General features: G+C 45.6%; 16 protein-coding genes. 15 read left to right on the top strand and 1 reads right to left on the bottom strand.

Annotated features, from left to right (window positions below):
- Window positions 1-118: 118 nt before the first annotated feature.
- The 11 genes from Q8P86_00330 to pgk all read left to right on the top strand — a co-directional run bounded on the left by Q8P86_00330 (window position 119) and on the right by pgk (window position 16,589).
- Window positions 119-6,307, top strand: coding sequence for a hypothetical protein (locus tag Q8P86_00330; GenBank protein ID MDP3996129.1), 6,189 nt, complete (start codon window positions 119-121; stop codon window positions 6,305-6,307).
- Between the two features lie 222 nt (window positions 6,308-6,529).
- A complete protein-coding gene (locus Q8P86_00325) occupies window positions 6,530-7,576 on the top strand; it encodes a hypothetical protein (protein ID MDP3996128.1) in 1,047 nt (348 codons plus the stop codon).
- Between the two features lie 384 nt (window positions 7,577-7,960).
- A complete protein-coding gene (locus tag Q8P86_00320) occupies window positions 7,961-8,302 on the top strand; it encodes a hypothetical protein (protein ID MDP3996127.1) in 342 nt (113 codons plus the stop codon).
- Window positions 8,303-8,408: 106 nt separating this feature from the next.
- Window positions 8,409-10,163 carry a GspE/PulE family protein gene (locus Q8P86_00315; GenBank protein ID MDP3996126.1) on the top strand — a complete coding sequence of 585 codons (1,755 nt, stop codon included), beginning with the start codon at window positions 8,409-8,411 and terminating at the stop codon, window positions 10,161-10,163.
- Window positions 10,164-10,244: 81 nt separating this feature from the next.
- Window positions 10,245-11,459: a type II secretion system F family protein gene (locus Q8P86_00310; protein MDP3996125.1), complete on the top strand. Its 1,215-nt coding sequence runs from the start codon at window positions 10,245-10,247 to the stop codon at window positions 11,457-11,459.
- 85 nt (window positions 11,460-11,544) lie between these two features.
- Window positions 11,545-11,988 carry a prepilin-type N-terminal cleavage/methylation domain-containing protein gene (locus Q8P86_00305; GenBank protein ID MDP3996124.1) on the top strand — a complete coding sequence of 148 codons (444 nt, stop codon included), beginning with the start codon at window positions 11,545-11,547 and terminating at the stop codon, window positions 11,986-11,988.
- A 30-nt stretch (window positions 11,989-12,018) separates the two neighbouring features.
- Window positions 12,019-12,576 carry a hypothetical protein gene (locus tag Q8P86_00300; GenBank protein MDP3996123.1) on the top strand — a complete coding sequence of 186 codons (558 nt, stop codon included), beginning with the start codon at window positions 12,019-12,021 and terminating at the stop codon, window positions 12,574-12,576.
- 31 nt (window positions 12,577-12,607) lie between these two features.
- Window positions 12,608-13,186 carry a hypothetical protein gene (locus Q8P86_00295; GenBank protein MDP3996122.1) on the top strand — a complete coding sequence of 193 codons (579 nt, stop codon included), beginning with the start codon at window positions 12,608-12,610 and terminating at the stop codon, window positions 13,184-13,186.
- A 57-nt stretch (window positions 13,187-13,243) separates the two neighbouring features.
- Entirely contained in the window at window positions 13,244-14,563 is a 1,320-nt protein-coding gene (locus Q8P86_00290; protein MDP3996121.1) for a hypothetical protein, read from the top strand.
- A 75-nt stretch (window positions 14,564-14,638) separates the two neighbouring features.
- Window positions 14,639-15,433 (top strand): triose-phosphate isomerase, encoded by a 795-nt coding sequence (locus Q8P86_00285; GenBank protein MDP3996120.1) that lies wholly within the window; start codon window positions 14,639-14,641, stop codon window positions 15,431-15,433.
- A gap of 1 nt (window position 15,434) precedes the next feature.
- Window positions 15,435-16,589, top strand: a complete 1,155-nt coding sequence (gene pgk / locus Q8P86_00280; GenBank protein MDP3996119.1) for a phosphoglycerate kinase — start codon at window positions 15,435-15,437, stop codon at window positions 16,587-16,589.
- 117 nt (window positions 16,590-16,706) lie between these two features.
- On the opposite strand, the gene Q8P86_00275 is transcribed toward pgk, so the two are convergent.
- Window positions 16,707-17,087 (bottom strand): HIT domain-containing protein, encoded by a 381-nt coding sequence (locus Q8P86_00275; protein MDP3996118.1) that lies wholly within the window; start codon window positions 17,085-17,087, stop codon window positions 16,707-16,709.
- A gap of 119 nt (window positions 17,088-17,206) precedes the next feature.
- Between Q8P86_00275 and Q8P86_00270 the strand changes: the two genes are divergently transcribed.
- From Q8P86_00270 to Q8P86_00255, 4 genes are all read left to right on the top strand, one after another.
- Entirely contained in the window at window positions 17,207-18,295 is a 1,089-nt protein-coding gene (locus Q8P86_00270; GenBank protein MDP3996117.1) for a CapA family protein, read from the top strand.
- Window positions 18,296-18,352: 57 nt separating this feature from the next.
- A complete protein-coding gene (recJ, locus tag Q8P86_00265; GenBank protein MDP3996116.1) occupies window positions 18,353-20,083 on the top strand; it encodes a single-stranded-DNA-specific exonuclease RecJ in 1,731 nt (576 codons plus the stop codon).
- 358 nt (window positions 20,084-20,441) lie between these two features.
- Window positions 20,442-21,215 (top strand): ribonuclease H, encoded by a 774-nt coding sequence (locus Q8P86_00260; protein MDP3996115.1) that lies wholly within the window; start codon window positions 20,442-20,444, stop codon window positions 21,213-21,215.
- Window positions 21,216-21,227: 12 nt separating this feature from the next.
- On the top strand, window positions 21,228-21,528 hold a 301-nt coding region (locus Q8P86_00255), incomplete at its 3' end, for a hypothetical protein (protein ID MDP3996114.1).

Below are 21,528 nucleotides of genomic sequence, written 5' to 3'. Positions count from 1 at the left end.
GATGATTTTCGTTAATTTCTTGTAAAATCTTCGTTGTCTTGTTTCGGCAAGGCCTCACGAGTTTCGCAGAATTTTACTAAAAGCTCCTCAAGCTCGCTTCCGATTGAAATTTCAATATATGTCCTTTTTTCTAAACAGGAAACTGCTTTTTTTACCCAAAATACTGATTGGAGGGCTGTTCATATCAGCTTTTTTGTTTTTGGCTGTTTTTTCATTCTTGAACGCTCAAAAAGCAGATGCCGCCGGTTGTGATATATATATAAATCACAGGCCGGTACTCAATAGCGATAACCAGTATGAAGTGTTCACGGACGCGGAGTCGGTGGGTTGTGGCGGAAATTGGAGCGCGAATTTCCAAACGGACGCTTTTTTTGTGGCGCCAACGAGTATCCGAGAAAGACCGGAGTCCGACTACGGAGTAGAGTTTCCCGATGTTAGTTCGTGGAGTGTCAGGGGTCTTACAAGCCAAGAAAATTCTGATATTCGTCTGCAAGTGGATTTAACGGTAGAGCCGGATTCTTCGGTGGGTAGAAACAGTAACGCCATATCTATGCCTGAGACCGACCTGACCGGAGGTAGGAAATATACCGGACTTCAACTTTCAAGTGGAGGAGGTTCTAACACTTTGATAAAAGCCAACATGCTTAACTATTTCGGTAATTATAGCTTGTGGACTGAAAGTTCCGCTAAAGCGAATTATCAATGCCAAAACGGAGAAAACGGGTCAATAACCATGGTCGTACAGACACGAAAATGTTTTTCCTTACCTTCAAACTTTTTTGCTTCAGCCGGTTCTGACAATTACTTTGAGTCGTTTTGTTCAGATAAATCATACGACCAGACATATGGCTCTATCTCCTGCCCAAACGAGTCAGTTCCCACTCCTACGCTTATTATTGGTACGGCACCCGTGGCCAGACGACTCTCTGTCGTAATAGATGGCAACGGAACCGGGGTTGTGAGAAGCAACCCTCCGGGAATCTCTTGCGAAAACGACTGTGAAGAGACCTTTACAAATGGCTTGGAAATTGAACTTACGGCCACTCCAAATTCCGACTCAAACTTTTTTAGCTGGTCAAGCAACTGTACCCCCGTGCCAAATTCTCCAAACAAGTGCCGAGTGGTTGTGGACAGCGACAAAACTGTAGTGGTGAAATTCTTCAAGACCACTGAAAACAACCCTGTGTCCGGGGCTTTAACTTGCGGAATCCCATCACCAAACAGCGTTACTCTCCTGTACAACTATGAAAACGGCTCCGATGTTACTTTGTGGAACGGAGGCAGTTTACTCCTAAACATCGGTTCCGGAAGCGGTTCCGGAAGTTTCACTCAAAACGGTCTTTTGGAGCTTACACCTTACACTTTTTATTTAAGAAACGGCACTTCCGCCAACTCTACTTTGCTTTCTTCCATAAACTGTTCGCCGAGTGAAAATCCCAAACCTGACCTTGAGGGTTATATAAATCCAATAAGCGGCGGGCGTGATACCGGAGACGGTTATGTGTATTCCGGCAACATGGTAGTTTCCGGTTATGTTAAGAATACAGGAAACGCTCCGGCGGCCGGCACTTTTACCAACAACTATCAATACAAATTGTCCAGCAGTTCTATTTGGAGAGACCTTGTAAATAGCTCTCTTGTTTCATCCGGAGAAATAGCCGAAAACGGCTCTCGGGACGTTTCGCCATACCTCGGCGCTTTAGGTGGTGGTACACCGATGGGACCCGGCACATGGGATTTCCGCCTTTGCGCCAACAGGGCGCTGGAGGGGAGGGGGAGCACTATTTCCGAAAAAGACGCTTCCGAGACAAGTAACTGTAAAAATTTCGTATCTGTCAGAGTCAGAAATCCTGTCCTTTCAGTCCAGAGAAGTGATGGTGGCTCTGTTTCTGCCGATAACGGAACGCCGATAAACTGCGGAACTCAATGTGTTGACGAATTCGCGCCAAACAGCGACGGTTCTGCCAAGACCGTAAATTTAACAGCCAATCCAAACGGCGGATACAATACGGTTTGGCTAAATTGTCCGGGTAACGCCTCCGGAAATACCTGTAGCAACATAGTGATGGATGTTGATAGAACGGTCTCCGTAAGCTTTGTCAGACAGAACGAGTATTCTTTGTCCATTTCGGTTTTGGGTACAGGTTCCGGTTCGGTAACATCTTCTTCCGGCATAAACTGCGGTAAAACCGGAGGGGTCTGCGTAAAAAGTTTTACTGAAGGCGCTCAAGTTACGCTTACGGCAAGCGCCGATGCCGGTTCGCGCTCTGTAATATGGGCAGGAGCTTGTCTTGGCGTGTCGTCAAGCTCTTGCACTCTTACCATAAATTCAAACACTGATGTTTCCGCCACGTTCCACAAACAGACAGGCAGAGTGAACGTTTCTTCTGTTCTTGATGGCGCGGGTTACATCGGAATTCCCGTATCCGCTCTGTCTTCTCAATACGGAGGCAACACGTCTTACAATTTCAACTTACCGGTCGGTGTGTCAGAAACCCTTTCCGTAACAACACCGATAAATAACAAAGCCGCGGGCTTTAAAGCTTGGTCGGGATGCGACAGTTCACTCGGTTTAAACTGCAATGTGTCAGTTTCTGATGGAGAAATCCAGAATGTCACTGCGAATTTCGTAACTCCGACAGTGGACTTGCGGGTCAATGGTAATAAAAGCATTTTAGTAAAAAAAGGAGACCCGATAACTTTCTCATGGGCATCCTCTGAAGTCAGTTCTTGTCCTGTAAATACATGGAGTGGCAGAACTTCGGCGCAAAATCTAAGTGGCGACGTTGTTTACGCGCCTCAAGTGGCCGGCACGTATCCATATAACATCAGTTGTTCAGGCACTGGAGGGTCGGAAGCCGCGGATGTCGTATATGTAACAGTGGATGATGCCGGAACCGTAGGGCTTACCTTGACATGTGGCGCCGTAACCACCAATTCGGTTTACTTGGGCTATAGTTTTTCAAACGGTACCAATGTTTCTCTGTTTAGGGGTAATGATTTGTTTCAGACCTTTGGAGGAACAAACGGCTCCGGTCAGGTTACCGATACGGGAAGAGCATCGGGCACTTCTTACACATACTATTTGAGGAATGGTTCCAACTCCAGCGCGACTCCTTATGTTTCCGTAACTTGTACGACCGAAACGGCCGTGAGTCCCGACTTGACCGCCACAGTCACGGGTTTTACAGGTAGAGGCACCGGCAATGCCAATGAATATTACGCCGGCAATTTTGCCATAAACGGCAGAATTGACAACAGGGGAAACGGTTCAGCTCCCGGGAATTTCAGCAACCATTACAGATACAGTTTAGGTGGAGGCGCCTATAGTGGCAACTGGGTATCCGCTCCTCTTACGAGTTCTGCCACTCTTTCTGCCGGCGGTTTCAGGTCTGTAGTTCAATACCCACAAGACCCGAATAGGGGCTGGATAGCCGGTTCAAGCGGTAGTACAGAGTGGTATTTCATGTTGTGCGCCGATACCGGAAGCGGTGTTTCCGAGTCAAACGAAAGCAACAACTGCTCGCTCCCTTCGTCCGTGAAAATCGTAAATCCAAAACTGACTGTTTCAAAAAACGGCAATCCCGGCACCGTTACGAGCAACCCTTCCGGAATTCAATGCGGTTCCACATGTAGCGCGGAATATGCTCCGACGGATACAAACAATGATAATGTAGCGGAATATCCGACCGTAACTCTGACCGCCAGTCCGACCACGGCCACTGATGTCATGACATGGGTCGGATGTGAGTCGCTTTCCTTTGACCGTAAAAATTGCAGCGTATCCATGAGCGCGCATAAAAATGTTTCCGTAACATTTTCCGATGCTCTTTCAGGTGACAAAAAATTATTGACTGTAATTTTACAAGGAGAAGGAGGGGGCTCGGTAACGGGCTCCGCCAGTTCCGGAAGCATAAACTGCTCCAAGAATTCCATTCAAAGCGCAAATACCGGCACTTGCAGTTCAGAATTCAACTTTAATTCAACCGTCAATCTATCCGCCACGGCCAATAACGAATCAATATTTTATGGTTGGGGACCAAACGGCGCGTGTTCCGGAACGAATCCGAATTGTAGTGTAAACATGAGCGACAGTAAATTTGCAGTAGCATATTTTGTACTGAATCCCATTCAGGCAGTATGTTCTCCAAGCCAAGCATCCGTGCCTTTAGGGGGGTCCGTAACGTGGCGCGTTACGAGTTATTCGGGAGGCAACAATTCAACCTATGGATTTAGCTGGTCGGGTACGGAAATTCCGACAAACCCCGCCCCTTCGGGTACGAGTTACAATAAAACGTACAATAACTCCGGCACAAAAACGGCTTCAGTAACGGTAGTAAGCGGAAATCAAAGCAGGTTGTTTTCATGCGGTAGCGTTAGTGTCGTGCCACCGGAAGTCAAATTGTCTGATTTGCAGTCCTCCATTTCAATAAGCGGGCCTAAAAATTCCGCGGGGCAGTTTATAGAGGGTACATTTACTTACGGTGGCCGGATTTCAAATTTCGGTGAAGCGGATGCCTCGCCTATTTCCAAAAACACTTTCTACTATCGTTTGGAAAACAGAAGCAACCCAGAACCTCTAAATGACAAGTCAGGATATCTGCCTTTCCTGTACGAAGTTCCTCTTACAGATACGGCTTTGCCGTTTAGCCCGGGGGAAGGCAGAGCTGTTTCTCCCACTCAAAATCCGGGTGGTGCGGGCCTCTGGTCTATTATGCTTTGCGCCGATATGCGACTTGAAGAAGTTTCGGAGTCAAATGAAAACAACAACTGTTCGGCTATGCCACTGGATATCTATGAAGAAGACCCTGAAGAAGAGCTCATAACGGAAGAAGGTTCAGGAATAAGTTGCGCATCTTCCGCTTCAAATTCCAGTATCTTTACCGGAAGTCACGTTACCTTTGACGGTTATTACGAAGAAGAAGAAACCGACTCTGCCAATGACCCTCCGCATGAATACTTTTATTCATGGTTGCTTATGAAAAGTACCGGCGAAAAGTCATATGTTTGGGGAGGACCGGAGGGATATTATCACTTCGCCACTAATGTCGTCGCCGACCCGGGAGAGTACTCTCTAAGCTTAAGGGTTTATAATAAAAATTCTCAAGGACACGCGATAAGTTTGGCAGGTCAAGCGGACTGCGGGAATGTAACGGTTTCGAGCAACGACTACGACATAACCGCCTTCACCTGTCCTCAAATAAATTCCGGAAGTTTGGTGGTGGGTGAGCAGGTTGACTTTATTGGTAAAATAAAGAACTTGGGCAAAGAGATAGAGGCGTCCAAAGTGTTTTCCAACAATTTTGTAATCTGCGAAAATGATACCTTCATCCAGCGTCATTATGCCGAGTGTGAAACGCCGGGAGTGCCCAGAAAATCTCTGGGCGCCAGTCCGGACATAAGAGGCATGCTCCCCGGCCAAGAAGAGACAGTGACCTCTCGTGACAAATGGACCGTTGTGGCAAACGAGCCGGGCAAGGTTCACACCGTAGTTCTTTTTGCCGATTCAAACCCGTTTTCAAATAACATAGCGGAGAGTAACGAATCAAACAACTGGAAGGCGTGTGAATTTACCGTGGCGGGGCCACCTACTGTTGACTTAAAAGTCAGAAATAAAAGCGTTGGCGGTTCTTATTTAAATTCAACAAGTGTTGACTGGGGCGACCAAGCGGAGCTTCAATGGACGACAACCGGCATCACCACTGACAGTACTGGTGGCTCTACTACCAATACCTGCCAGTCGTCCATAACGGAAGGGGTTGATACCAGCTGGTCAACTTTTGTCATTCGTCCGTCTTTAAGCGTTGAACCGCACTATCACACCGGCAACAACCTATCAAGAGATACCACTTATAAAATAAGTTGTTACAACCTGATAGACCCGAACGGCCCCAACCAAGAGTCCAATCGTCAAAGAGCCGAAGATACCGTAACGGTTCTTGTGGGACCCGAACCGCCGTCCGTTGACCTGCGCGCTCGCGCTATGGGTTCGGCCGCAAACTACAGCGACCCCGCGGAAGTGCCGGCAGGCATGAGTGTTCAATTTGAATGGTTCTCACGGGGGGATTACAGTCCGAATACCCGTTGTGAAGCCAAAACTCCATCTGAGCCGGGCTTTGTGGGAGAGGACCTTAGACCGAATGAAACCGCCGTAGAAGGAGAAGTCATGGAAAGCAATAAAGTGTTTGAAATAGAATGCACCGACGAAAATAGATTATCCAATGACCCAGAGAGAATATTCAGAGACACTGTTAACGTCAATTTAAGAGCATCATCTTCTGCCCCGCCGACGTTTGAAGAATTCTAAATACCAAGAGACGAATCAACTTATATTCTCTAAATCATAAAACGGCTCTGCGGAGCCGTTTTATCCGTGTTTTCGGCCTAAATTCAGGAAAAAACTTCTATATGTGCATAAATCCATTGATTTTTCAGGAGAATAGTGTATACTCAAAATAGTTTTGACAATTTAGCATATTCGTTGCTTGATGGCAACGATAGGAAACAACCGAAAAAGAAAGGAGAAGGAATGAAAAAAGTCCTTTTAGCAGTAGTAATACTCCGGTTTCTTTTGGGCGGAATTGTTTCCGCCCAGAATTTACCCGAGTCGCTTCCCATCGGAAGCGAAGAGGCGTGGTGGCAACACATAAGCAGTGTCGCAAGGACCATCGAGATTGATGTCCGTGCGATTCACGACTATTACAGCTGGACAACAATTGCCGGCACCAGACGGCAGGTCCCAGCCGACCGTTCTCGCGACATTCGCGAGCAAGTGGCCGAGCTTCACCGTAGGGTTTTAGAGGAGGCGGTCTCCGAGAAAATCACATCGGAGATTTTTGAAGAATGGTCGCCATATTTTTACGTCTCGGGTGGGATCTGGGCAGATTTGCCTTCAAGAGAAAATCTTGTCCTTGCCTACGGCACTCCTCTTCGGTTGGACAGGGGTGCTGACGGCGACTTTCGGATTCTAAATCCGGATGAGGCCTACAGCCCTTCGCTTGAACTGTCGTGGGAGACATACGACCGTGTATTGGTCCCTGCCATCGGGGTAGCGCGCGTGCAAGTTCTTGTGCGAGATACAGCTGGCACCCTCTTGGAAGAGTGGGATTCAGATGCCTTTCCTGACTACTTAGATCGGGTGGTAAGATTGTACAATCCGCTCTATGAGAAGGAGGGGTGGTCGGACTCATGGGCCAAGTGGCCTATGATAACTTGGGACAAAGACGCTTTCTCCCTGCCCGTGGAGCCCTGCCTATCAGGGTTTCCCGGCGAAGTCGTCGTTACCGTGGAAGACGGTTCTACCGTAACATACGATCTCATGACGGGAGAGAGACGGCGCTCCGCGTTGCTTTCAATAAAGCGCGCCGGTTCGATCCTCTCGGTTCGGGTGGAGAATGTTCAAGGACAGTCGGTGTTCTTGGAACACTCCACTTCAATAAGCGGTCCCTGGAAGTCAGTTCCGGGTTCCCCGCTTCAGGCGCTAAGGGGCAATGCCCAGCACCTGGTGGAAATAGAATCCGGTGGCGACAGCGCCCGATTCTACAGAATCGCATCCCCGCCTTCTGCGGGGAAATGAACTTAGGTGGAGGATTCCCCACCACCGTTCCGCCTTCTTGTGCGGATCGTAAAAAACGCAAAACCAGCGACGCTCTTCGCTGGTTTTTTGTTGCTCTTAGAACCTATCTCCAATCTCAGCGCTAAATATGCGGTCATAAATAAATAAAAACTCATCCGCTAAAACGCCGCAATTTTGGTTAAAAAACTTCGCTTCGTCCTCTACATATCCTGATATGCCTCGGACTCCAGCTTGTTTTTTACCTCAAAATTGCGCCGTTTTATTCGGATGTGAGATTGGAGATAGGTTCTAAATCTTATCAACACAAAACCCTTTCAAGACCTGTTTTTGTATTGTATTATTAGTAAATCAAAGTCGGTAAAAGAGCTTTTGAATTTAATTAAGATGTCCCACGACAAAAAAACAATTATTTCGGGACTTGTAGCTGTTTTTGTTTTAGGCGCGACTATGCTGTATTTGCTGGGCGGTAGCAATGGAAGTTTGTTTAGTGGCGCGGCTAAGGGGGAAAATCAACAAAGAGAATCGTCCGGTAACAACCAGAGCGCGTCGGTTGCCGAAGAAAAGACCGTTATTTTGGAAAAAGCGCGCGGAACAGAGCCACTGTCCTATGATGAAAGACAGAGAATAGTAGACATAATTTCAGATGAATCTGAAGTTTTTAACTTTTCAGACCAGGAAAGAAAACTGATTTTTGAAGCGCTAAACAGAACAGCCACTTCTCAATAAAAGCGTCTCCAAAGATTTTTAGTAGCCGTGTAGAACAAATGGGCTATTCACACTTTTCTTAAGTGGTTTTTTTTGAGTGTTGTATAATTAGAATGAAAACTCACCCATGTTTATTCAAGAAAAACAACTAAGAGAATTCATTCGCGACTCGGGACTGGTTTCCCGCAAGGATTTTGACGCGACCAAAGAAGAGGCGGACAAAAAAGGCGAAAGTGTCGGGACGATTCTTGTAAGTCAAGGCAAAATAAACGACGACGACCTCCGCAAAGTTCAGGCGTACATTTTAGGTATTCCGTTTGTTGACTTAAAGGGTCAAAAAGTTGACTTTGAAGTTCTGTCTATAATACCGGAGCCAGTGGCGCGCACCCACAACATCGTGGCTTTTAAAAAAACCGGCGACTCACTGGAAGTGGCCATGCTTGATACGGACGACTTGGCCGCCATAGGGTTTATAAAAAAGAAAACCCATTTGAAAATTTTGCCGCGCCTGACCGACAGTGCCTCCATGAAAACGGCTCTTTTGCAGTATCAGAAGTCGTTAAAAGCCGAATTCGGCGACATTATAAAAAAAGAATCCGAAAGCTTGAAAAGCGTTATAGATAAAACGGGAGAAGAAGAAAAGACCGGAGAGGAGCTTAAAAAAATGGCTGAAGACGTCCCTGTGGTTAAAATAGTGGACACTCTTTTAAAGCACGCGATAATTCAGGATGCTTCCGACATCCATATAGAGCCACACGAAACCGAACTTTTGGTCCGCTACCGAATTGACGGTATTTTGCACGACACGATGGTTTTGCCCAGAAATGTTTCAGGCAGTATTACAGCCAGAGTGAAAGTGTTGGCTAACTTAAAGCTGGACGAAAAACGTCTGCCACAGGACGGCAGGTTTAAGGTTGAAATGAATAGCGAAAAGGTTTCTTTTCGTGTTTCTGTTCTTCCTACACATTTTGGCGAAAAGACGGTCATGCGTCTGCTTCGTGAAAATGTTTCAGGGTTTACCCTTGAGGGGCTGGGTTTCCATGGCGGTGGTTTGGAAAAAATACATAAAGCCATGAGGGCAAAAACCGGAATGATACTGACAACGGGTCCTACCGGTTCCGGAAAGACAACCACTCTGTACACTGTTTTGGATATATTAAACACGCCTGACGTAAATATTTCAACAGTGGAAGACCCGATTGAATATCAAATGGAAAGAGTCAACCAGACGCAGGTCAAGCCGGAAATCGGTTTTACTTTCAGTTCCGGTATCAGGTCGCTTGTCCGTCAGGACCCCGATATAATAATGGTCGGAGAAATCAGAGATAACGAAACGGCCTCTTTGGCCGTCAATGCCGCCTTGACTGGTCATTTGGTTCTTTCAACCTTGCACACCAACTCCGCCGCCGGAGCATTCCCCCGTCTTATAGACATGAAAGTGGAACCGTTTCTTATCGTGTCTACGGTCAACTGCGTCATAGCCCAGCGTTTAGTCAGAAAACTCTGCGACTCAAAGGAGAAATATTTCTTAAACAAGGCCGGAATAGAGGCATTGGCAAAAACCGTGAACTTAGACAGGGTTCTTGTAGCGCTAAAAGAGGAGAAAATAGTCGGGGCGGATGCCAAATGGGAAAAAATTCCTTTTTACAAACCGCAACCATCGGAAGAAAGCAAAGACGGTTATGGAGGGCGACTTGGAATCCACGAGGTCTTGGAAGTCGCTCCGGCCATTAAAGACATGATAATACAGGGAAAAACATCTGACGAAGTGGAAGATACGGCAAGAAAAGCCGGAATGCTTACGATGATAGAGGACGGCATCTTCAAGGCGGTGCAGGGACTGACTTCGGTTGAGGAAGTGTTGAGAGTGGTGTCGGAATAATACGAAACATGTAACATGCGACACGGAACAATAAGATAAAGTCCTTATTTCCGATGCTGCATGTTACATACTACATGTTCCATGATTTTCAAATTCAAAGCTCAAAAACCTGACGGCAGTGTATATGAAGAACGAAGGGAATCACCTGACAAGTTTGCCCTGTATAGGGAGTTGAAAAAAGAGGGTGACATCGTGATTTCTGCCGTGGAAGAGGGTAAAAAGAGCAAATTCAACCTCGGCTTCATTTTGGGATTTTTTGGCAATATCGCTTTGAGGGAGAAAATTCTTTTTGCCAAAAACTTGGGCTCCATGCTTAAAGCCGGCCTTTCTCTCTCTCGGGCTCTTGATGTCATAATAAGGGATTCCAGAAACAAAAAATTAAAGGCGGTCGTGGGTCGGCTAAGCGACGATGTCCGCAGAGGGGAAACATTGCATGAAGCGTTGGCCAAACATCAGACGGTTTTCCCCGCGCTTTTTGTTTCAATGGTCAAAGCGGGAGAGGAGAGCGGTTCATTGGCGGAGTCGCTTGCCATTGTTGCCGACCAGATGGATAAAATATATTCTCTGCAGAGAAAAGTGAGAGGGGCTCTCATATATCCGGTAATTATCATATGCCTTATGATAGTCATCACTGTCGTGATGCTTATATATGTTGTTCCGAATCTTACTGAAACCTTTGCGGACTTGGAAGTGGATTTGCCACTAAGCACCAGATTTATAATTTCTCTTAGTGACTTGGTCCAAAACCAGGGAATTATGGTCTTAGGAGCCATTCTTCTGTTTCTTACGTCGGTTGTTTATCTGGCGAGGACCAAAAAGGGAAAATTTTTTCTGCATCTTTTTTACGTCAAAGTCCCGTTAATAGGCGAGCTTGTCAAAGAGGTAAACTCCGCCAGAACGGCGCGCACACTGTCTTCCCTTTTGTACTCCGGAGTTGACGTAATGTCCGCCATATCCATTGCCGGGGAGGTGGTGCAAAACGTCCACTACAAAGCTGTTTTGGAGGAAGCATCGCAAGAGATAAAAAAAGGTTCGCCTCTCTCCACCGCTTTTGCCGCTCACGAGGACCTTTACCCGCCTTTTGTCGGGGAAATGGCAAGCGTCGGGGAAGAGACCGGCAAACTTTCGGAAATGTTTTCGGAAGTGGCGATTTTTTATGAAAACAACGTTGATCAGAAAACCAAAAACTTTTCCGCTCTTATAGAGCCGTTTCTCATGATAGCCATAGGTGTTGGCGTCGGATTTTTCGCCATTTCAATGCTTAGCCCGACGCTTTCCTTGGTAAACGCCCTGTAGTTGGGGACAGAAACATTCAGATGGATGATTTTTATAAATATATTGATAAGCGAAACAGGGTGTTCCGCGTCAATCCGAACATTACATGAAAAAGGGCTCAACTCTCGTAGAATTGATCATAACTGTGGCGGTGCTTGCCATTTTGGTAACCATTTCTTTTTTTGTGTTTGGCGGTTTTAACAGAAGACAATCGCTTGAGCAGAAAACTGCCACAGCGATTTCTTTTTTGACGGAAGCAAAAACCTTGACGCTGTCTTCTCGCGAAAACACAGTTTATGGTATTCATTTTGAAGAGGAACTCATGGTAAGATTTAAAGGAGAGACCTACGACCCTGACGACAGTTCCAATCACGCTACCTCTGTCGGTCCGACGGTCTCCATCTCCGACATCTCTCTTTCCGGCGGTGGCAGTGAAGTCGTTTTTAAGCGTCTCTCCGGCGAGACCGATAACTACGGAACGATTACATTCTCCACGCCTCAAGGAGAAAGCAAAACCGTGACGGTGCACGCGAGCGGAGTTGTTGAATAAAAATTAAACGCAGAACAAGCGATTTGTAACATGAAAAATAAAGATAACAAAAAATATTTCCCGAAGAAAGAGAAGTTTTGTCCCCGCGCCGGCTCGGAAAATTTCCCTTGTTTCAAACGGCGGGATTTAAGAGGCATCAGTTTGATAGAAGTTGTCGTAGGTACCGCCATCATGCTTGTGATTCTTACGGGCCTTATTGCTTCGTACCACGTGGCTGTGAAATCGGCGCTTGGCACCACTTCTTCCGTACAGGCGGTCTTTTTGGCGGAAGAGGGTTTGGAGGCGGTAACTTCTCTGCGTGATATTGGCTGGGACAGCGAAATCGCTTCTTTGACGAGTGGCGCAACATACTATCTCGACTGGGACGGCAATCGTTTTGTTTCCACGTCAACGGAAGAAGTGATAGACGGTTCCTTCACGCGACATTTTATAGTGGAAGATGTATATAGGGACGGTTCCGATGACATAGCGGTAAGTGGCACTTTGGATAACGGCACAAAAAAAATCACTGTAATCGTTTCTTGGAACGAAGCTTCGGAGGTTAAGACCAAGTCAATGACAACTTATATCACGAATTTATTTGAATAACTTTGAGTTTCGTAATTCAAAGTAAACATACATGTTTTTAAAAAGATTAATTAAAAACGCGACATCTTTTTCGCCTGAAAAATCCGGCCGAACTTCGCGGGCTTTGACTTTTAAACGAGGAATAGGTCTTGTGGAGGGTATAATATATATAGCGGTACTGGCGATACTTCTCGGTGTTGTGGTCAGCATGCTCGCGTCCATACTGCAAAGTTACAGAGTCGTAAAACTTGTAAGAATAATAGAGCAGTCGGCCAGTTCTTCAATGGAGCGAATGGTGAGAGAAATTCGCGATGCGAAAAGCATAGACGGAGCAAATTCAATACTCGGTTCTCATCCGGGCAAACTTGTCATTTTAACTACCGATGAAACCGGTGGAGACCAGACAGTTGAATTTTTTATTCAGGACAATGTTCTTCGTTTAAAGGAAGACGGCGTGGACAAAGGGCCTTTGACCGTGGCTTCGGCAAGCGTTACGAACTTGATATTCAGAGAAGTGGATACGGGAATTTCAAAAGGCGTTAAAATAGAAATGACGGTTCACGCGTCTCAAGGTGACAGAGTTAGAACGGACAATTTCTACGGAACGGCTATTTTGAAAGAGTCCTACTAAAATCATGCGTTTATCTTTTTAACTTTTTAAAATTTGCGGTTTGCGACAATTATTTCCATGTTTATGCAATTTAACGCCAAAAAAAACAAGAAAAACAGACCTAAGCGCGAAAGAAGTTCGGGTCAGGCGCTTATTTCCGTTGTTATTTTCTTTCTGTTTATTTCGTCCACGATAGTTTTCGGCGTGCTTTTGCCCGCGGCCAAATCGGTGAGAAATGCCACTCATTTTGACTTGTCACGGCAGAGTTTTTTCACGACCCAGGCCGGAGTGGAAGACGCTTTGTACAGGGTGATAAAAGACATGGAAACACAGGACACACTGGTCGTAACTTTGGGCGGGTACACTGCCACTACTACTATCTCTGACATTTCCGGCGGAAAGGAAGTGATTTCAGAGGGTGAGGCGAACCGGTCGTTTAGAAGAATCAAAGCCGTATTGTCTTTTGGAAGCGGAGCGTCTTTTCATTACGGACTTCAGGTTAGCACCGGAGGTGTTAATCTTCTCAACAACTCTTTCGTTTCAGGAAATGTTTTTTCAAACGGGTCTGTAACGGGAGAAAACAACAATGAGATATTCGGGGACGTAATTTCCTCCGGTTCCACGGGTATTATAGACGGTATAGACCTTTCGGGAGACGCTTACGCTCATACGATTACCGACTCCAATGTTGGCGGAGACGCTTTTTACAATGTGATATCCAATACCGGCGTTGGCGGAAGTTTAAACCCGGGAAGCGCCGACCAGGAAACAGCCGATTTACCCATACCGGATTCGCTTATTGAGGACTTGAAGGCAGACGCTTTAACCGGAGGAACCATATCTTCTCCCTGCCCTTACACAATCACAAGTAGCCAGACCATCGGTCCAAAAAAAATAAATTGCGACCTTGAAATAGATACAAACGGCACGGTCACCCTCACGGGCAATATATGGGTTTCCGGAAATATCTACATAAAGGGCAATTCAGAAGTTGTAGTATCACCTTCTCTTGGGGGGGAAGTGGTGGCCTTTATAGCGGACAAAGAATCAAACCGTCTTACAAGCAGTAAAATTGACCTTTCAAACAATGCCGTGTTTTCAGGTACCGGAGAGGCGGGTTCGTACATAATGTTTATTTCTCAAAATCAAAGCGCCGAAAACAGCGGAAGTGAAATCGCGATAAATGCTCAAAACAACGTGGTAGGCGACATTCTTCTTTATGCCGGTCACGGAGAAATCATGGTTCAAAACAACTTGGAAATAAAAGAAGCGAGCGCTTACAAAATAACCGCTAAAAATAACGCCGAGATAATATACGAAACAGGGCTTGTTAACCTTCTTTTTAGCTCCGGTCCCGGTGGGGGGTATACTGTCGGAAAGTGGAAAGAGGTGGAGTAACCCTCAGACGACACGTTTAAAATGAGGGGCTTAAAGCATGTTACTTGATTGACCGCTTTTTGGTATACTTTAATCATGGTAAAAAAAGGAAAACTTTCATCAGGCAAAACGCGGAAAAAAATCATAGTGGGCAACTGGAAAATGTACATAACCGACAAACGGCAAGCCAAAGAGATTTTCGGAAAAATAAAGAGGAAAATGTTGAAGGTGGAAATGGTCAAGACGGTTATATGTCCACCCGTCTCGTTTCTCGGTTCTTTATCGCTTGCCGCGAAAGGCAACCTTTTTTTGGGCAGTCAGGATGTTTTTTTTGAAAACCAAGGTTCTTTTGTCGGAGAAAACGGACCGGAAATGGTAAAAAGCGCGGGTGCCTCTTTTGTCATAATCGGACACTCCGAGAGACGCGCCCGAGGTGATAGCGATGAGGTGGTATCCCGAAAAATAGCTGTCGCTTTGTCTTTTGATCTTACCCCTGTCATTTGTGTCGGAGAAAAAGAAAGAGACGACGCGGGCAAGTATCTTTCTTTTCTTGAGACGCAGATAAGAGAATCTCTTTCAAAAGTATCGGGCCGGTTTTTGGGCAAACTGATTATCGCTTATGAGCCGGTCTGGACTATCGGCAGGCCTTTTAAAGATGCCATGAAACCCGCAGAATTTGAAGAAACGGCTCTTTTTATAAGAAAAATATTGTCAGATCTGTACAAAAACGAGGACGTCCTTTCCGTTCCTGTTCTCTACGGAGGTTCGGTTTCTTCCATAAACGCCGGCGAGTTGTTAAAAGAGGGAAAGGCGGACGGTTTTCTCGTGGGCAGAGAAAGCGTGTCTCCGACCCATTTCGGTGAAATTGTAGAAATCGTAGAAAAGTCCTGAAATGAGTTTCAATTTGAAAAAACTTGAAGATCTTTCCGATTTGGCCGGCAAGAAAACGGTTGTACGGGTCGGTTTTGACGTGCCAGTCGGCGCGGGCCGAGTTCTGAACGATTTTAGGATAAAGAAAACATTTCCGGCGATGGAATTCTTGGCGCGCTCCGGCGCGCGCAGTATCCTTCTCTCCCATCGCAGAGACGAAAAGAAGGACGACACATCCTCGCTGTTGCCGGTTTTTGAGTATCTTAAAAACCAGACCGAGTTTAAAATTTCTTTCGCCAAGTCGCTTTCAGAGGCCAAAGATAAAATTCGCGATTTGCGCAACGGACAGTTTATTTTGGTTGAAAACATCCGCAGAGAAAAAGGAGAAAAGGAGAACAGCGCCGATTTGTCCAAAAAAATAGCCGAGCTCGGCCATGTGTTCGTAAATGAGGCATTTTCCGTTTCGCACAGAGAACATTGTTCCGTTGTCGGCGTGGCGCGACTTATGCCGTCTTACGCCGGACCTCTTTTTTTGGAAGAGGTTGAAAATCTTTCAAGGGCTTTTAAACCGACTCGTCCCTTCCTTTTTCTGATGGGAGGAGCCAAGTTTAAGACGAAATTGCATTTGGTTGAAAAATTCATGCAAACGGCCGATACCGTTTTTGTGGGAGGCGCTTTAGCGAACGACATTTTCTCGGCTAAAGGCATGGAAGTCGGCCTTTCGCCTCTTGCCAAGGAAAAGGTGGATCTTGCAAATGTTGTGAAAAGTTCAAAGGTATTGGTTCCAAAGGATGTTTTGGTGGAAAACTTGGAAGGGCGAATATCGGTAAAAAAAAGCGAAAATATTTCCAAGGACGAAACCGTCCGCGATGTCGGGCCGGAAACTCTGGTCTTCTTGAGAACTCTATGCGAGAAGGCCTCTTTTATAATATGGAACGGCCCTTTGGGATTTTATGAGAAGGGATTTTCGGGAGGCACGGAAAAATTAGCCGGAATTTTAGGCCGAGTGGCGGGAGATGTGATGGTCGGAGGAGGAGACACTTTAGCCGCTGTTTCATCTCTCGGGATTCACGACAAATTTTCTTTTGTTTCTACGGGAGGCGGAGCGATGCTTAAATTTTTATCAGATGAAACGCTTCCCGGCATTAAGGCGCTTGAAATTAATGGAAACTTTTGAGAACTGGCTGAAACTGGCGCAACGCACACTCATGTTACGCTAACCAAAACGGCTCACACTGGTAGTGTGAGCCGTTTGTTTGGAAAATGTTACATGTTACACGCTACATGTTTCAAGTTACAAACTATTTCTGATCTTCTCCGCGTTTTCTTTGAAGTTCATTTTGTCGCCCTCTACTTTGTCGTTTGGAAATACCCATATGTGGGCATGAGGGACTTCGTCTCCGATGGTTTTGCTTAAAATCCACTCGGTGCTGAAGGCCTTTCTTTGAGCCAAAGCTATTTTTTGAGCGACTTCAAAATATTTTCCGATTTCCTCGGCAGGCATATCCCATACCCATCTGTAATGTTTTTTGGGAATTACTTGGGTGTGCCCCGGAGATTGCGGGTGAATATCCAAAAAAGCCAAAAACTTTTCGTCTTCATAAACGATTTCGGCGGGGATTTCTCTTTTAGCGATTTTACAAAATACGCAATTTTTCGTTTCCGTTTCTTTCATAAAGTCAGTATATCACAGCCGTAAGTTTACAGGGCATTCAAACGCGCGAAAATTCTGAACAATGTTTTTGTAAAATTTTATCCCGTTACTTCTCGTTTATCGCGTGATAATATTTGTATATGTCTTACGGTCATCAAATTGATGAGCACGGTTTCTTTTTTGTTGTAAAGTTCTTTATGATGGTTGTTTTTTTAACCGCCGGCGTGTGGTGGACTGGTTTTTATTTTGAAGGAGCAAACACGAGAGCGGCAGTGGCGGTTTATAACACCGACAGCCAAAATTTTCAAACCGACAGAACCGAGGCGGTCTCTTTCTTGGAGGAGCAAAAACAATGGAAAGACCTTCATGAAGAGGCGCGAGGTTTCGTTTTGGGTTTTGTGGGGGATATAATGTTGGACAGAGGAGTTGAGGCCAAAATCATAAAGCATGGAGGAGGAGATTTCGGTTTTCCATTTGAACTTATTAGAGATGAGCTTAAAAATTACGACCTGCTTTTTGGAAACCTTGAAGGAACCATTTCAGACAGAGGTACTGACACGGGTTCTTTGTATTCTTTCCATATGGATGTCAAAGCCGCGCCGGCTCTCAAAGAGGCTGGCTTTTCAGTTCTTTCGCTTGCGAATAATCATATGAGCGATTGGGGCAAAGCGGCTCTTGAAGACACTTTGTACCGGCTGAAAGGCCAGGGTATATTGTATTCTGGCGGAGGATTTTACGACGAAGATGCCTATGACCCGGCTGTAGCAATTCTTGCAGACGGTACATCTGTGGCATTTGTGTCTTTCAGTCAATTTCACGGATATTTTGAAGCTAATGAAAAAAAAGCCGGCATAGCCATGCTTTCTTCAGAAAACGTCTCTCGGTCGATAAAGAAGGCAAAAGAGATGGCTGATATCGTGATAGCATCTTTCCATTATGGCGACGAATACGCGAAACTTCCGAACGATTTTCAAAAAAAAATCAGCCGATTGGCCATAGACGAAGGGGCTGACCTGGTGGTGGGTCATCATCCTCACGTCATACAGCCGGTTGAAAGATACGGCGATGGATGGATTGCTTACAGTTTGGGAAACTTTATCTTTGACCAGTATTTTTCGGAAGAGACAATGGAAGGAGGATTTTTAGAGGCGATTGTATGGAACGGTGAGATTGCAAACGTAAATTTGCGGAAGGTAAAACTCAACGAACACTACCAGCCGGCTTTTTAGTTATAAAGTTATTGCGGGTCAAAAACAGGCATTTTAAGGTCATGATATAATCTCGTGATGAATGAATCTTTGGATGAGCTTAAAGTTTATCCGCCGCTTTTGGAGCGGCTTTTGATTAAACGAGGATTGAAAACAGCTAAAGAAGCCGAAGCGTTTTTAAATCCCGATTACGAAAAACACACTCACGATCCGTTTCTTCTTAAAGACATGGACAAGGCCGTTTCTCGGGTAAAGATGGCCGTGGAAAATAATGAAAAAATAATAATTTACAGCGACTATGACACTGACGGCATACCCGGAGCGGTCATACTTCATGATTTTTTTAAAAAAATCGGCTACAACAATTTTGAAAACTATATCCCCAGCCGTCATAACGAAGGGTTCGGACTGCATTTACAAGCCATAGAAAAGTTGGCAAATGAAGGGGGAAAACTCCTCATAACCGTTGATTGCGGAATTGCCGACTTAAAAGAAGTTGAAAAAGCCAACGAGCTCGGAATGGACGTAATAGTAACTGACCATCACGAAGCGTCTCCGCGGGGACTGCCTAAAGCATTTGCCGTTTTAAACCCCAAACAGCCAGGGTGTGGTTATCCCAATAAAGACATTTGTGGCGCGGGCGTGGCTTTCAAATTGGTTCAGGCCCTCTGTGCTTCACTAAAAGACATAAAATCGCCGTTGAAAGCGACGTTTCCGGGGTGGGAGAAATGGCTGCTTGATATGGTGGGTGTCGCCACTCTATCCGACATGGTTCCTTTAACGGGTGAGAATCGAGCCCTTTCGTACTACGGGATTAAGGTTTTGCGTAAGTCGCCTAGAATCGGTCTCATGCGACTCTGCAGTTCTTTGCGCATAAACCAACGCCAACTGACAGAAGACGATATCGGCTTTTCCATAGGCCCGAGAATAAATGCCGCCTCAAGAATGGGGGTGCCAATGGATGCTTTTTCTTTGCTTGTGGCCGAGACGGAAGAAGAAGCGCAAGCGCACATAGACCATTTAAACGAAATAAACGACGAAAGAAAAGGCACCGTGGCCGCGATGGTGAAAGAAATGCGCCTGCGTTTGGAAAAACGGGTTAAAGAAAAAGAAAAAATGCCGGTTATTGTCATGGGAAATCCGAAGTGGAGACCATCTCTTTTGGGTTTGGCCTGCAATAAACTTATGGAGGACTATGGGAGGCCGGTTTTTCTCTGGGGCAGAAATGGCGACGAAACATTAAAGGGCTCTTGTAGAGCTCCCGCGGGAATAAATGTACTTGAAATTCTTGGGGCCGCGGAAGACGGAACTTTTACGGAATATGGCGGGCATCGCGCTTCCGGCGGGTTTACCGTCTCCGATGAGGCGGTCTACAAACTTGAAGAAAAACTTTACTCGGCCGCGGACGGACTGTCCATTTCGGACAAAACGGCAGAAAACTCCGCCGATTCCTTGCCCGAAAGTTCTGAGGCGGTTTCCTTGGAAGAAATTACCGGTGAAATGTTTTCCGTGTTGGAACGGCTTTCTCCTTTCGGTATGGGCAACGAAAAGCCGGTTTTTAAAATATCGGATGCTTACGTGAGGGCGGTTGAATTTTTCGGCAAAGAAAAACAGCATTTGAAAATAATCTTTGAAAGCGAAAAAGGCAATAGAGTATCCGCTATCTCTTTCTTCGCGCCGGAAGACAAGAGAAGCATATGTGCCAATTTGAAGATGGGCGACCATTTAAACATTTCGGCCACTTTGGAAAAGTCATTTTTCGGCTATAGAGAAGAGCTTCGCCTTAGAGTTGTTGACATATTACCGTAAAACAGTATTATAGAGAAAGATGGCTCTCGACCTTAGGGGAAAGGAAGGCGGTCGATTGAGAGTTGTTCGGTGAAGTTCTTTAGCTTCCTTGCATGTTAGGGACTTCGGACTGGGAGTAAAGAATTCACGACTCCTTCTGTTTGTTGGGGCCCGAGCGCGGTTTTTGTTGGTTACCGCGCTCGGGTTTTTTTTAATGTTATAATTTTGTGTAAATAGAGTCGTAAATAGTCGGAGCGTTTCGTGAGATAATTAGAGCGTTTTTGTGACTTTCCTCGTGGGGGGGTGGCGCTTGCCGTATTTCGCAATTCAAGAATATTATACAAGGACGAAAGAATGTTTTTAGTTGTGGCGAACAACAATGGAATTTAAATTTAAAAGAGCGGTTGTTTTTACTGATGGCGCTTCGCGGGGAAACCCTGGGCCGGGCGGGTTCGGCGCGATAATAATCGCGCCGAAGAATAATGAAGTAGGAAGTATGAATTATGAAGTTACAGAGATTGGAGGGCGGGAAGGAGATACCACCAACAATAGGATGGAACTCACCGCCGCAATCAAAGCATTGCAGGGAATAACCAATCATCAATCATCAATCACCAAAATCATCCTGTACACGGACTCGTCGTATTTGATAAATGGTATTACCAAATGGATTTACGGTTGGCAGAAAAACGGCTGGAAGACCAAAGAAAAAAAAGATGTTGAAAACAGGGACTTGTGGGAGAGTTTGGCTGAACTTAAAGAGCTCCTTGGAACTAAGAACCCTATGGAAATTGAATGGAAACATGTCGGCGGACATATCGGCGTCGCTGGCAACGAAAGGGCGGATGAAATTGCCAGTAATTTTGCCGATGGCAAGAAAGAAGTTTTGTATTCCGGCAATCTGGAAAATTATCCCGTCAAAAATATTTTGAATATAACCTCTGACCGTACGGCTAAAGAGTCAAAATCACAAAACAGAGCGCGTTCAAAAGCAAAGGCCTATTCGTATGTCAGTAAGGTTCATGGCGTTATTCAAACTCACAAAACATGGGCAGAGTGCGAATCCCGCGTCAAAGGCAGACCTGCGAAATTTAAAAAAGCGTTAAACGAAAAAGAAGAAAAGGAGATAATAAATTCATGGACAAACTTGTAGTATTATAAATAAATGCTTCTTCGCGTTTTTTACTGTTCGGTCGCGGGCTTTATCATTGGGGTTTTCTTTCGTTCTTTTGTTGACTTGGGGCCGTTTTTTGCTGTCTTTTTAGGTGCACTCGGCGCGATTTTAGGTCTGTATTTTCGTTTTGCAACCGACTTTGTCTCAACCGCTTTGAGTTACGAAACTCGCTTCCGATGGATTTCTTTTCAATTTCGAGCGAGGCGAAGCAAAAATTATGAGGCATATACAGAGTATCTGTTGAATAATTTTTGCAAAGACGTAGCCGAAATTGAAAAGAAAGACGCGGATT

The sequence above is a fragment of the bacterium genome (assembly GCA_030699905.1).
Lineage (GTDB): Bacteria > Patescibacteriota > Minisyncoccia > Phycocordibacterales.
Note: the sequence above shows the minus strand (reverse complement) of the source record. Positions and strands in the feature narration are given on the sequence as shown.

Excerpts from the sequence above, each read along its gene's own strand:
- Q8P86_00285 (MDP3996120.1), top strand. The coding sequence starts at position 14,639 with ATGGTAAAAAAAGGAAAACTTTCATCAGGCAAAACGCGGAAAAAAATC.
- Q8P86_00310 (MDP3996125.1), top strand. The coding sequence starts at position 10,245 with ATGATTTTCAAATTCAAAGCTCAAAAACCTGACGGCAGTGTATATGAA.
- recJ (MDP3996116.1), top strand. The coding sequence starts at position 18,353 with ATGAATGAATCTTTGGATGAGCTTAAAGTTTATCCGCCGCTTTTGGAG.
- Q8P86_00260 (MDP3996115.1), top strand. The coding sequence starts at position 20,442 with ATGGAATTTAAATTTAAAAGAGCGGTTGTTTTTACTGATGGCGCTTCG.
- Q8P86_00270 (MDP3996117.1), top strand. The coding sequence starts at position 17,207 with ATGTCTTACGGTCATCAAATTGATGAGCACGGTTTCTTTTTTGTTGTA.
- Q8P86_00275 (MDP3996118.1), bottom strand. The coding sequence starts at position 17,087 with ATGAAAGAAACGGAAACGAAAAATTGCGTATTTTGTAAAATCGCTAAA.
- pgk (MDP3996119.1), top strand. The coding sequence starts at position 15,435 with ATGAGTTTCAATTTGAAAAAACTTGAAGATCTTTCCGATTTGGCCGGC.
- Q8P86_00330 (MDP3996129.1), top strand. The coding sequence starts at position 119 with ATGTCCTTTTTTCTAAACAGGAAACTGCTTTTTTTACCCAAAATACTG.
- Q8P86_00300 (MDP3996123.1), top strand. The coding sequence starts at position 12,019 with ATGAAAAATAAAGATAACAAAAAATATTTCCCGAAGAAAGAGAAGTTT.
- Q8P86_00290 (MDP3996121.1), top strand. The coding sequence starts at position 13,244 with ATGTTTATGCAATTTAACGCCAAAAAAAACAAGAAAAACAGACCTAAG.
- Q8P86_00315 (MDP3996126.1), top strand. The coding sequence starts at position 8,409 with ATGTTTATTCAAGAAAAACAACTAAGAGAATTCATTCGCGACTCGGGA.
- Q8P86_00320 (MDP3996127.1), top strand. The coding sequence starts at position 7,961 with ATGTCCCACGACAAAAAAACAATTATTTCGGGACTTGTAGCTGTTTTT.
- Q8P86_00325 (MDP3996128.1), top strand. The coding sequence starts at position 6,530 with ATGAAAAAAGTCCTTTTAGCAGTAGTAATACTCCGGTTTCTTTTGGGC.
- Q8P86_00305 (MDP3996124.1), top strand. The coding sequence starts at position 11,545 with ATGAAAAAGGGCTCAACTCTCGTAGAATTGATCATAACTGTGGCGGTG.
- Q8P86_00295 (MDP3996122.1), top strand. The coding sequence starts at position 12,608 with ATGTTTTTAAAAAGATTAATTAAAAACGCGACATCTTTTTCGCCTGAA.